At 69.0% G+C, this 12652-nt stretch carries 10 protein-coding genes and 1 pseudogene; 7 read left to right on the top strand and 4 right to left on the bottom strand.

Annotated elements, in window-relative coordinates; all coding sequences use genetic code 11:
• The first annotated feature begins 242 nt into the window (after nt 1-242).
• On the top strand, nt 243-791 hold the full coding sequence (locus tag ACFWZ2_RS39875; RefSeq protein WP_384554484.1) for an SMI1/KNR4 family protein: 549 nt from the start codon (nt 243-245) through the stop codon (nt 789-791).
• Nucleotides 792-794: 3 nt separating this feature from the next.
• Here the strand turns inward: ACFWZ2_RS39875 and ACFWZ2_RS39870 are convergent.
• The 3 genes and pseudogenes from ACFWZ2_RS39870 to ACFWZ2_RS39860 form a co-directional block, all read right to left on the bottom strand.
• Nucleotides 795-1651: pseudogene (locus tag ACFWZ2_RS39870) on the bottom strand (IS5 family transposase).
• A 7-nt stretch (nt 1652-1658) separates the two neighbouring features.
• A complete protein-coding gene (locus ACFWZ2_RS39865) occupies nt 1659-2069 on the bottom strand; it encodes a RacP protein (protein WP_384554430.1) in 411 nt (136 codons plus the stop codon).
• Between the two features lie 84 nt (nt 2070-2153).
• Nucleotides 2154-3128, bottom strand: coding sequence for a zinc-binding dehydrogenase (locus tag ACFWZ2_RS39860; protein WP_384554428.1), 975 nt, complete (start codon nt 3126-3128; stop codon nt 2154-2156).
• A 98-nt stretch (nt 3129-3226) separates the two neighbouring features.
• Between ACFWZ2_RS39860 and ACFWZ2_RS39855 the strand changes: the two genes are divergently transcribed.
• Together ACFWZ2_RS39855 and ACFWZ2_RS39850 are read left to right on the top strand one after the other, a co-directional pair.
• Nucleotides 3227-3868, top strand: a complete 642-nt coding sequence (locus tag ACFWZ2_RS39855) for a TetR/AcrR family transcriptional regulator (RefSeq protein WP_384554426.1) — start codon at nt 3227-3229, stop codon at nt 3866-3868.
• A gap of 363 nt (nt 3869-4231) precedes the next feature.
• Nucleotides 4232-4651 carry a hypothetical protein gene (locus ACFWZ2_RS39850; protein WP_384554424.1) on the top strand — a complete coding sequence of 140 codons (420 nt, stop codon included), beginning with the start codon at nt 4232-4234 and terminating at the stop codon, nt 4649-4651.
• Between the two features lie 319 nt (nt 4652-4970).
• On the opposite strand, the gene ACFWZ2_RS39845 is transcribed toward ACFWZ2_RS39850, so the two are convergent.
• Nucleotides 4971-5903, bottom strand: coding sequence for a hypothetical protein (locus tag ACFWZ2_RS39845; RefSeq protein WP_384554422.1), 933 nt, complete (start codon nt 5901-5903; stop codon nt 4971-4973).
• 1290 nt (nt 5904-7193) lie between these two features.
• On the opposite strand from ACFWZ2_RS39845, the gene lanL reads away from it, so the two are divergent.
• The 4 genes from lanL (at nt 7194) to ACFWZ2_RS39825 (ending at nt 12142) form a co-directional block, all read left to right on the top strand.
• A complete protein-coding gene (gene lanL, locus ACFWZ2_RS39840; RefSeq protein WP_384554420.1) occupies nt 7194-9920 on the top strand; it encodes a class IV lanthionine synthetase LanL in 2727 nt (908 codons plus the stop codon).
• A gap of 30 nt (nt 9921-9950) precedes the next feature.
• Nucleotides 9951-10094, top strand: coding sequence for a hypothetical protein (locus ACFWZ2_RS39835; RefSeq protein WP_384554418.1), 144 nt, complete (start codon nt 9951-9953; stop codon nt 10092-10094).
• 107 nt (nt 10095-10201) lie between these two features.
• On the top strand, nt 10202-11434 hold the full coding sequence (locus ACFWZ2_RS39830; protein WP_384554416.1) for a lanthionine synthetase C family protein: 1233 nt from the start codon (nt 10202-10204) through the stop codon (nt 11432-11434).
• 204 nt (nt 11435-11638) lie between these two features.
• Nucleotides 11639-12142, top strand: a complete 504-nt coding sequence (locus ACFWZ2_RS39825; RefSeq protein WP_384554414.1) for a sigma factor-like helix-turn-helix DNA-binding protein — start codon at nt 11639-11641, stop codon at nt 12140-12142.
• Nucleotides 12143-12652: the final 510 nt, after the last annotated feature.

Below are 12652 nucleotides of genomic sequence, written 5' to 3'. Positions count from 1 at the left end.
GTCGAGTGCATACGGTCTCTTTGGCCTGTCACATTCTCCGGCGCCGGTCGCCAAGGCCCTCGGACGGGTCGGCATCAGCGCCGACCTCTCACCCGCGTACACCCAACTCGCCGCCTGGCGCAGCAGGGCCCTACCCGACACCGTTCGTCGCTGAGAACCCGTCTCGAATCCTCCCGTTCGGCGGCGCGTCGAACTGGCATGATCCCAGGATGACTTCGTCGATATCCGAGTCGTGGACCCGTATAGAGACTTGGCTCGCCCGGCACACGCCTCGTACGTTTGCTGCTCTTGGCCCCCCGGCGGAGCGCTCGGCAATTGGCGTGGCCGAACAGGCCATCGGACAGCCGTTCCCCGAGCCCTTGGTGGAGTCGTTGCTGCGGCACAACGGCATGGGCCACTACGACCTGCTTCCACCGTTCTGGTCTTTGCTCGATGCGCAGAGCATCACCAGGGCCTGGCAAACACGCATGAAGATCTACGGAGATGAGCTAGCGGGAGCAGAAGAAGGCGACCCGGACGGGGAGTACGGGCCGTGGTGGCATGCGCAATGGATCCCCTTCGCCTTTGACGGTGCAGGGGATTACCTCATCTTGGACCAGCGCCCCTATCGTCGCCGCGGAAGGATCGGCGATGCCGATCATGAAACAGGATGCTCCTTTTCACACCACCCCATGTGGGCGTCACTCCCGGCCCTCCTCGATGCGACAGCCACGGCTCTGGAGACCGGCGAGGCGGTCGACGGTTACCTGCCTGTCGCAGTCGACGAGGATGAACTGGACTGGGACTTCTGACGCTCAGGCCGCTGCGACGGCCTGGGGGACGCGGGGCTTTGCCGCATTCGGGTAAACGGCGGGCCGGGCGAGTCGGCGGGTCATGAGCGTGATCGAGGCGAGCGTGAGCATCTGCTCGGAGTGCTCGGGCCGGGTCTCGTAGTCGCGCACATTCCGGCGCGCGTGCCACAACCACGCCAGCGGCCTCTCCACCACCCAGCGCCTCGGCAGGATCACGAACCCCTCGGCCCCCTTTGGCCTGCTCACGGTCTTGATCGTCAGGTGGAGGAAGGTCTTGGCCCAGTCAACGAGTGTGCCCGCGTAGGCCAGATCAGCCCAGACGATAGTGATTTCAGGGTGCATCAGCCGGAGCCGGAAGAGGGCCTCGCGGGCGGCGACGCTGGCGTGCATGTCGGCCGGGGTGACCATCACGAACAGCGGGAGCCCTTTGAGGTCCACGATTATCTGTCTCTTCCGGCCCGGCGTCTTTTTCCGGCGTCGTATCCCGACGTGGCGCGCGGGACGGTGGCCGCGACCTTGACGGACTGCGAACCGATCACCGCCGCCACCGGGTTCGGCGACGTGCCCATCATGCGTCGGATCCGGCGCCGCAGCTGGTCACGGATCAGGTTGAAGACCCCCGCGGCGGACCAGCGGCTGAAGAACCCGAAGACCGTCTTGAACGGCGGGTAATCCTGAGGAAGAGCGGCCCATTTGAAGCCGGTGTCGACGAGATAGCGCAGGGCATCGACGATCTCGCGCCGGGGATGGGCCTCGGGCCTGCCGCCGCGCGGGGTTTGGCAGGCCGGCACCGGCAGCAAGGGTTCGATGAGGGTCCATTCGAGGTCGGTGGTGTCCGAGGGATATCGGCATGACGTCAGCCTTCCGTCAGGCGATCAGGTCGAGAGTGGACTCGACGGAGTTGAGCTGGGCGACGATGTGCCGTACCCGCTTGTCCTCCGGATCGAGGGCGGCGTGCGGGGCGATGGTGCCGGTGATCAGGCGGCGTACCTCGGTGAGCAGCACGTGCACCCGGGCCGTCTCGTAAGCCTCCAGCTCGTTCGGGTCCGCGCTGAACACGTAGCCGTCTGCCCCGGTGTAAATCGCCAGTGGCCAGCCCTTCTTCGCGATGATGTCGCGCATCATCGCCATCCCCGACTGCACCTGGCTGCGGGGCAGCTCGGTAGCCCGCATCAACTGAGGCATGTGGAGACCTGCCGGGCGGGCCTGCTTGAGTGCCCTCCAGATCGCTTCCGCGTGCTCGCGTGCCGCGTCGCCCCGGTGTCGTGACCGGGGCATCCCTAACTTCCGTGCTCACACGGCGCGCGGCGGCACCGCTGTGTCGATCGGCTGTGCACCAGCCTGAGACCGGGCGGCAGCGGGTCACGGTGTCAGGACGATACGCCCGAAGACCTCGCCAGCATCCATCCGCCGATGGGCGTCTGCTGCGGCTTCGAGCGGGAGGACGGCGTGGACGACGGCGCTGAGGTCGCCCCGCGCCGCGGCCTCGAACTGGTCGGCGCGTACCCGGGCCAGGTCAGCTCGCGGCACCGTGTCCAGACTGAAGGTCGCCACCGACACCGACTGCCGGAACCGGCTGAGCAGCGCCGGCCCGAAATCCGCCGGAGGAGGTCCGGCGACGAGGCCGACCAGCACGAGCCGGCCATGGGGTGCGAGCCGCGCGAGGAACGAGGGCAGCGCTGGCCCGGCGACGATGTCGACGATCACATCGAAGTCGGCTGGCCCGGGAGTGCGCGTACTGTTCCCGTCGCGGTCGAGCACGTGTGTCGCGCCGTATTCCGTCAGCCGCTCGCCCCGCTCGGCTGACGACGTGGTCACCGCGACTGCCCGTGCCCCGGCTCGGGCTGCGATCTCGACGGCTGCGATGCCGATGCTGCCGGCCGCGCCGCGTACCAGCACGGTCTCGTCCTTGGCGAAGTGCGCCTGCTGCAGGGCGAAGTGCGCCACCGGGGCCGCGCTGCCGAGTGTCACCGCGTCGACGGGCGTCAGGCCGGCGGGCAGTGGCGTGACGTTCTCGATCCGTGCGACCGCGTGCTCGGCGTAGCCGCCTGAGACGCCGGTGAACGCCCAGACGCGCCGGTTGAGCCACGACGCCTCGACGCCCGCTCCCACGGCCGTGATCGTCCCTGCCACCTCGCTTCCCGGCACCAGACCGTCGCCAGGCATGGCCGGGCCGAGTGCGCCCAGTGTGCCGCGCCGGATCACCGCGTCGACTCCGCCGACCCCGATCGCGGCGGTTCGGATGACGACCTCGCCTGGGCTTGGGCTGGGGACCGGGATGTCGACGACCGCCATGCCGTCCGGGCTGCCGAAGGTATGGATGGAGACTGCTCGCATGCATCGCTCCTGGCTGGTTCGAGCCGGTTGGTTCCCGTACGGTCGAACGTAACGGACGCGTGCGTCCACTTGCTGTTGTGAGAGAGACCGCCTGAAAGATGAATCACCTGCTGCGTGTCGACGCGAGGGAGAACCGCGACCGTGTCCTCGCCGCGGCCCGGGAGCTCTTCGCGGAGTCCGGGCTGGAGGTGACGATGCGACAGATCGCCCGGCGTGCGGGCGTCGGGCCCGCGACCCTGTACCGCCGGTTCCCGACGAAGCGGGACCTGGTGCTCGAGGCCTTCGAGGAAGAGCTCGCCGAGTGCAGCTCAATCGTCTACGACGGCACCGCCGACCCGGATCCGTGGCGCGGGTTCTGTGACGTCGTCGAGCGCATCCTGCTCCTCAACGCGCGCAACCAGGGCTTCACGGACGCGTTCATGTCGGCGCACCCCGGCGTCGTCGACCTCGCGGCACACCGCGAGGAGCTGGGCCGTGTCGTCTCGACCATCATCCGCCGCGCGCAGGCTGCAGGTCGACTGCGTCCGGACTTCGTGTTCGATGACTTCGTCGTCATCCTCCTCGCCGGCCGCGGACTCACCGCCGCACCCGCCTCCACGCGCGACGCAGCAGCACGCCGTTTCGCGGCTTTCATGATCGACGGCCTCCGCGTCGCCCACACCGAGGCAGGCACCCGGGCCAGCAGCGCGGAGGGAGAGGGAGAAGGAAGCTCCAGACCGCGACCACACCCTCGATCGTGAAGAGCCTCTTGTCGTTGCTGGCTCTACCGGTGCCGTCCGCGAAACCTGATCTCGGGGGCGGACGGCACTGGTGGCACCTTCGGGACAGGTGCTCGTCCGGGCGCGGCGGAGGCCGATTCCGTCGCGCAGCGCAGGCCAGAGCGCCGTGATGCCTGTGAACGATTCATCGGGGCGGTTGTGGGCGGACCGCTGTATCTCCCCGGCTGCGGACATGCGGAGCAATGAGTGCGGACGGACAGGCGAGCGCATCACTCGGAGTATCGGCCTGAGCGTCGTCCATGTGCCGCTTGTCTGTGCCCTGAACGGACGCCGCAGGACGTGGGAATGCGTTGACGGATGGCGCGAGCTGGCAGCCTCGGCGCCATGGACAGCACACTTCTGCAGGAACACGCTCGGGCAGCGGTCCGGTCGTTCATCACCTCCTCGCGCCGGGCCCGACTGCTGACTCTGCTGGAGGAGCCCACAGCCCGGCACTGGGAGAAGTTCCGGCAGGAACTCGCGGGGGGATTTGAGCACAGCCTCGATGAACGCTGGGCCCGGCCGCTCGCCACCGGGGAGCAGAACCCCAAAGCAGTGGAGCAGTTGCTGCGTGCGGCCGGGGCGCCCGAGAGCTGTGTGGTCTTCTCGGATGCCGTGACCGACGACGGCGAGTACGCCCTCACGACCGGGCTGGAACTGGTGGGCATCGCACAGGGCGTGCTGGTCTCCTGCATCCCCGGCGTCCTTGCCTACCACGAATCGGAGAACACCGACCGGTATCTGCTGCACCGGCCACCCGCCTGAGCCTGAGGTGCCGCTGAGCGGCCACCGAGCGGACGGCGCACCTGGGCCACTTCCCAACATCAACCCATCAGCGCCGCGCTGGCCGACCGTGGCACCGACGCCGTCGCGCACGGCCCGTGAGCACCCAGCGCGACATCACAGGCTCCACGGGCGGCGGCCCGCGTCCAAGGAATTCTCGGGGCTCTGCGAAGATCTCCGTAAAGACGATCACGCTTCTGTCCCAGCAGACCCGCCGCAGTCCGCTGCTGTTCCCGTGGCGTTTCTGCCGGCCGCGATGCCGCCCGGAGAAAAGACCAGCAGCAGGCTTTGTGCCATCCGCTCAGGTCAGTGCGGTGAACTCGCCCCAGCGGTAGCGGTCGGAGGTGAGATGCCAGTGGACATAGCCCTGCAGGTAGTGCAGCAGGAGCGGCCGCTGCTCCGAGCTGCCCAGGTCGTGGATCCGGTGATAGTTGGCCACTCCCCGGCGGAAGGCCGCCTCGTAGGAGTCCATCAGGGGCAGGCCGTTCTGGACCGCTTTGCGGTAGATGCTGTTGACCGGGAACTCGCCGCCCAGCGTCTCCTTGTAACAGGACATCAGGTCGTTGATGTCATTGAAGAAATCCACCCAGGAGCTCAGTGTGGCACCCCACAGCGGGATGTTGCGCTCGAAGTCGAGACAGCCGTACGCCACGGCCAGCGCGGTGGCGAAGAACTCGCCGTAGCCGGAGCGCCTGCGCACATACTCGGTGTCGATGTCGTCGCGGGCATCGGGGGTGTAGCCGGATTCCAGCACCACCCCGGTGAACGCCTGGTAGTAGAACGCCTTGCGCACACTCAAAAACGCCGGTGAGCAGAACCGGGACAGCTCGTTGAACATGTGCTCGGTGTAGGCCGACTGCGGGTGCAGGGCGGAGCTGACGAGGGCCAGGCCGTGCCGGGGCCGGGCGACACCCTTCAGCATCGCGGTTTCCAGCCCCCGGTACGCGGTCCGGCTCTCGTCGCATTCGTCGTCGACCAGCATCGGGATCAGGTAGCTCCGGGTGAGCGCCCTCCCCAGGGCGGGGTCGTCGACCGGAATCATCAGCTGGCGGAAGGCGCACATGACCTCGATGTAGGCCGGGTCGTGCCGGATCTCGAACGCCGCGAGTTCGCCAGCCAGAAACCGGGCCTCGGCCCGCACCTGGTCAGGGTCGATGGTCAGGCAGTAGCCGTCGGCCAGCGCGGCGAGTCGCTGCGGGTAGCCGGAGCGGACGACCTCCCGCAGAAACTGCATCAGGTCGGTGTCCGGGGACGGAGGGTTCCGGATGGGCCTGAGCCGGGCCGCAGAGGTGCCCAAACCGGTGGGCCTGACGGGCAGGGAGTGGATCGCCATGGGCAGCGCCATACCCACCGCCAGCGCTCCGCCACCGGCGGTGCCCTGCCCACCGGCCAGATGGATGACCCGGTCAACGTTCCGTGCAGCAGCACCCAGCCTGCCGGGTGAAGGCCGCCGCTGATCCCGTGACGCCTTCGTCGGCCGCGGTGCCACCCGGTGAAAGGATTCCCAATGCACTTCGTGTCATCCGCTGAGGGCGGCCTTCTGCCTCTGCCGGCGGCGACGAGGCGGACCCGCTTGCGAAGGGACGCCGCCCACGGCGCCCGTCTCTCCGCCGGTATCCGCATCACCGACCAGCGCATCGCGCGGGCCCGCGCCCCGATAGCGATCGTCCGGGGCTGTCGGACAGCTCGTCGATGACCACGGCGAGGAGCCGCCGACGGGCTCCGGGACGGCTTTTCGGGCCGGTCCTCGGCCAGGGCCAGGCCAGGGCCAGGACGGCTTCGCGGAGCAGCGGACTCACCGTGAACACACCAGGATACACCGGGAGTTCGCCGCACAGCTCGACCGGAACGGTCAGCAGGCGCGCGTCGGTACGGCCGTAGAAGCGGTGGGAGCGGGCGAATCCGGGCGGTGTCCACGTCAGGCGGTCGGCCGGGCCACCCAGGTGCCGCGCCCGGTGGTAGTGGCCAGTGTTCCGGCGGCCGCGTAGACGAGCTGTCCCGCCTCGCGGGTGTGAGCGGCCAGGGAGCAGCCGTGCGGCAGCCACCCGGGCCCCGCTGGGCATGTCCCGCGGCCCTGTGGGGGAGTGGCGCGAAGGCGGGCGGTTTTTCAGCATCGGGTGTGAATCTGCTGGTGGTGTGCGCGTCAGTGCGGGCGGGCAGGGACGCGCATGGGCACCGGCACCCCGGCGCCGACACCCCGGCGCTGGGTGCGGGGGACCGGTGGAGACCGGTCGTGATGGACCCTGCAGCCAGGTGAATGGCCCCGCCCCGGTCCACTACGCCCCGCCCCGGTCCGGTTTTACTTCGGTCGTCGCCTCAAATGACCCGGCCCGCACGGCACATGCCATTCGAGTGCCGCCTTGTGATGCGCGGATGCCCCCACCCTGCCGAGGCCCCCCGCCTCGCCGCAGCATCCCGCCCGGGGGATCCGCCGGAGGTGCAGGTCCTGGACAGACCGGGATGGCGTGACGTGTGTTGGCCCAAGGCCACAACCCCTGGCTGCGCCGCGCCGTATCCTGATGGCGTGACGGTGGGCTATCGGGAAATCACGATGGGTGCGCTGTTGAAGGAGGGCGTCACGGGGTGGACGCTGCGTGACGGCGAGACCTGGTGCATGGTCACTCCGCCGGACCACCCGCGCCGGGAACAGGGCTGGAAACTGCACGTGTCCGCGACCCGCCCGTCCGCGCCGCATGTTCTGCAGCGCGCAGCCAGGGTCCTGGTCACCCACGCGTGCGCGTTCAAGTTCGCCGCCTCACCCAAAATCACCGCCGAGCTCAACTCGGTCCGGGCACCCAGAGCCCAGTCAGGCAAGTTCCTCACCGTCTACCCCCGCGACGACGAACACCTGCGCACGCTCGCCCGCCTCCTCCACGAAGCCACCCTGGGGCTGGCCGGACCCGCGATCCTGTCCGACCGGCGATACCAGCCCGACAGCCTGGTCCACTACCGCTACGGCAGCTTCACATCCGCGCCCGTCCTCACCGACGAGGGACTGTACGAGAGCCAACTACGGGCACCGGACGGGACGTTCGTCACCGACCAACGCAACCCGTGGTTCTCCCCGCCCGCCTGGGCCCTTCCCCCCTTCGAACCGCCCACGCCCCAGCCTGCCGCGTCCGGGCGCCGACGCGGCGACCCCGTACTCCTGGCCGGCCGCTACCGCATCGTGGAAGCCATCCGCCACTCCAACCGCGGCGGCGTCTACCGGGCCCACGACCAGCACCTCGACGAAGACGTACTGATCAAAGAAGCCCGGCCGCACGTGGGCGCCGACTCACACGGCCACGACGCACAACACTGGCTGCGCCACGAACACACCGTCCTGAAACGGCTCGCACCCCATGGCATCACCCCGGCCGCACGCGACGTCTTCGAGGCCGGCAGCCACCTCTTCCTCGTCCAGGACCTGATCCCGGGCACCAGCCTCGCGCGCTGGTGCGCCGAGCGCCACACCCGTGACGCCTGCCCCATCCCAACCCCCGTGGCCTGGAACGTGGCACGCGAACTCACCCGACTGATCGGCACGGCACACGACGCCGGTGTCGTACTACGCGACGTCAAACCCGGCAACGTAATGATGACGCCTCAGAACCAGCCGGTCCTGATCGACATGGAATGCACGGCCGACTTCGGCGAGAAGACCCCGCTACGGGGCACCGCCGGGTTCACCGCCCCGGAATACCTCGACCAACCCACCCCACACGAGGACAGCACACCACCTCCCGTACCCGGCCCCGAAGCCGACTGCTACAGCCTGGGAGCCACCCTCCTGCACGTCACCAGCGGCATCATCCCCGTCCTCGCCGCGGACTCGCCCGCCGGCCGCGGCGCCGGGCAACGCATCGCGGCACTTGTCGACACCGCCGCCCCCACCTCGCCCGCACTGCACGCGCTGACGCCCCTGATCCTGGGCCTGACCGCCGACCTCCCGGCACGCTGGACACTCGAGGAGGCCGCCACGTTTCTACGCCGACAACCCCCCACCGCCGCCGGCACAACCACAGCAGAACCGAGACCGACCCCGGCCTACCCGCCTGTGCCCCACCCGACCTCGGCCCCGGCCCACCCGGCCCCAACCCTGGCCCGCCCGACCCTGGAACGCCTGATCAATGACGGCCTGGCACACCTGACCGCGACCATCGACCCGACCGGCGACGACCTGTGGCCACGCCCCTCCGCAACACCACGCGCCGACCCCTGCAGCCTCCAACTCGGCGCAGCCGGCGTCCTGGCCGTCCTCAACCGGGCAGTCCGCCACGGCCGCCACACCGCCCAGCCCACCCTGCGCACCGCGGCCACCTGGCTGGACAAACGCCTCGCCGAACCCGGACGCATCCTGCCCGGCCTGTACTTCGGCCGCTCCGGCACGGCCTGGGCCCTGCACGACGCCGCACTCACCCTGGACGACACCGAACTGGCCGACCGCACACACCAATACGCCCTGCACATCCCCCTGGACACCACCAACCCCGACATCTGCCACGGCCTCGCCGGAGCCGGCCTGACACAACTGCACCTGTGGCACACCACCGGCGACCCCCGCTTCGCCCAACGCGCCTCCCAGTGCGCCGACAACCTCCTGCACCTGACCACCAACACCCCCCACCCCCCGGCCGGCCCACCCCGCCAGACAGACGAACCCACCGGCACCACCCTCTACGGATTCGGACACGGCCTCGCCGGCACCGCCACCTTCCTCCTCGCCGCAGGCCGCGACCTCCACCGCACCGACCTCATCCACGCCGCCACCACAGCCGGCCACACCTTGTGCACGGCCGCCCGGACCCGCGGCGACCGGGCGGACTGGCCCAAAGGACCAGGACAGCCAGAACGCACCGACCTGAACTTCTGGTGCCACGGCGCCTCCGGCGTGGGCACCTTCCTCATCCGGCTGTGGCACACCACCGGCGAGAGACGATTTCGCACCTACGCCGAACGCGCCGCACACGCGGCCCACCACGACCGCAGCCGACTGGGCCCCAGCACCTGCCACGGCGCAGCCGGAAACGCCGAACTCCTGCTCGACATCGCCGACACCACCGGCGACGACCACTACCGCGACCAGGCAGCGCAGACCGCTGCCTGCCTGCACGCCCGGGCAACCCTGCGCAAGAACCGACTCCTCATCCCCGACGACACCCTGCGCGAAGTCTGCGCGGCCTACAACGTCGGCCTGGCCGGCGTCCTGGACTTCCTGCTGCGCCTCACACACGGCGGGAACCGCTCCTGGCTGGTCGACATCCCCTGACCAGCCAGGCCAACGAGAGGAAGAACCCACATGGACAGCCAAACACTCGAAGTACTCGAACTCCAGGAACTGCCCGAGACCGACGCGCAGACACTGGAACCGATGATGTGCTGCGACACCATCTTCACCACCGACCGCACAGACGGCTGCACCGAACCACCCCGCTGCCCCTAGCAGCGGACAGACACCCACCGGGACACCCGTCACCGACGGACACCCACCGTGTGCGCCCGCCCCCGAGCGGGCGCACACGACACCCCGCACCCCCAGGGGAGCCCACGATGACAGAGCCGACGACGGAGCCGCGGCACACGCTCCTGCCCCCCGACACCGCCGCCGCAGCCCTGGACCTGGCCACCACCCTGGCCGGACAACCCCGCCCCGCCCCCACCTGCGTACGACCCGACCTCGCCGACGGCGGCCCGGGAATCGCCCTGGCCTACCACCAACTCCACCAGAGCCTGCCTGCACACGGCTGGGACGACCTCGCCCACGGCTACCTCACCGCATCAGCCGCCGGAGCCCGCCGCCTGCACACCACATCCCCAGGCCTCTTCGGCGGACTCGCCGGCCTCGCCTACACCGCCTGGACCCTCACCGGCACCACCGACACACTCCCCGGCATCCACGAAAACCTCACCCGCCAGGCCACCGCACAAGCACACACCCTCACCCACCACCCCCACGGCACACCCGCCCGCACCTTCGACACCATCTCCGGACTCACCGGCACCGGCGCCTACCTACTGTGCCGCCACCACGAGCCACAGACCCGCCACGCCCTGCACGCCGTACTCACCGCCCTGGTCACCCTGTGCCGCGAGCACGACGGAACCCCCCACTGGTACACCCCCGCAGCAGCCATCCAAGACACCGCAACCCGCAAAGAATTCCCCCACGGCATGCTCGACCACGGCCTGGCCCACGGCATCGCCGGCCCACTGGCACTGCTCTCCCTCGCCCTCGCCGCCGACATCACCGTCCCCGGACACACACAGGCCGTAGCACGCACCGCACACTGGCTCGCCGCCCAACACACCAACGACACACACGGCCCCGACTGGCCCGCAAAAACCGCCCCGCCCGGACACCCCGCCCCACCAACACCCCGCACCGCCGGCGCCTCCTGGTGCTACGGCAGCCCCGGCATCGCCCGATCCCTCTGGCTCGCCGGATCCGCACTCCAGGACCCCACCCTGCTCGACCTCTCCCTGCACGCCATCAAGGCAGTCCACCAGCGCCCCACCGCACGACACCGCGCCCACAACGCCCCAGGCCTCTGCCACGGACTCGCCGGCCTGCTCCACATCACTGCACGATGGGCCCACGAGACCAAAGAACCAGACCTCACCCACGCCGCCACGGAGCTGACCCAACACCTCCTGACATCCGGCACATTCGTCACATCCAACGGCCCCGGACTCCTCGACGGCACCGCCGGAGTGCTCCTCGCACTCCTGTCCGCGACAGCCGACACACCCCCGACCTGGGACCGAGCACTCCTCCTGGCATAGAAAACACGACCGAACCACGCCCCACCGACCGACACAGCACCGAAAAGCCGAGCCCCCAACCCATCAACAGGACAGCCGCACCACAGGCACTCGGCGTCACCGGCCTTCCTCGCAGATCCGATCACCGACGCCTTCGAGTCCTAGCGCGACCAGCTCCGAGCCGTCGCCTACCGCATGCTCGGATCACACGCCGACGCAGAAGACGTGATCCAAGAAGCATGGCTACGCCTGTCCCGCCAAGACACCGGCACCATCGACAACCTCAGCGGCTGGCTGACCACAGTGGTCAGCCGCATCAGCCTCGATGTCCTGCGATCGGGCCGTACCCGCCCGGAAATCACGCTCGACGACCAACTGGCCGAATTCACCGTGACACTCGACGACGGCCCCGCCCCAGAAGACCTTGCGAAACTCGGAGACTCCATCGACCTCGTGCTCCTCACAGTCCTCGACTCGCTGCGCCCGGACGAACGACTGGCCTTCGTACTGCACGACATATTCGCCGTGCCCCACAAGGAGATAGGCACGATTCTCGACAAGTCCGCTGACGCGACCAAAATGCTCACCAGCCGCGCCTGCAGGAAAGTACAGACCGCCCAGCAGCCGACAAGCGCTGGACGACAGCAATGCGAGGTGACCCAGGCCTTCCTGGCCGCGGCCCGCGACGGCCAGTTCGAACAGCTGCTGCAGGTTCTCCACCCTGAATGAAGTTCACCGTCCACGCCCCGAATGGCAAGTTCGTCACCCTTGGAGCCACTGAAGTCGCCACCCATACGCGAGTGGCCGGCAGCGCAGCACGAGGACACGCGGCGATCGTCAACGGCCACCCTGGCGTCATCGCCTGGAGCGAAGAGGGCACCCCGCTCTCTATCCTTACCTGGGATTGCCATGAGTGCCCCGTACTGATCGGCGGGTCATCTTGAGTCGTTTTGACGGAACGCGCCTCGACTTGATGAATGGTCAGAACCTAGTAGGTTAACTCGCCTGGAAATACCAGGAACTGACGGGTCGTCAGGGCTGCGCCAAGGGGAGAAAGGCCCAGCCCCGTAGCCAGCCGTAGGAATTCGCGGAGCGAATTCCTACCCAGCCCGAATCGCGGAGCGAATTCGGGCACCGGCCAACGGAGTTGGCCGGGAATTGCGGCGGAGCCGGAATTCGGAATTGCGGAGCAATTCCTTTGTCCGCCGCGTAGCGGCGGCGCGGGGTGTCTGCGGAGCT

It is taken from the genome of Streptomyces sp. NPDC059002 (genome assembly GCF_042740435.1).
Classification (GTDB): domain Bacteria; phylum Actinomycetota; class Actinomycetes; order Streptomycetales; family Streptomycetaceae; genus Streptomyces.
The sequence above is the reverse complement of the archived record's forward strand: the minus strand, read 5'-3'. Positions and strand labels throughout refer to the sequence as shown.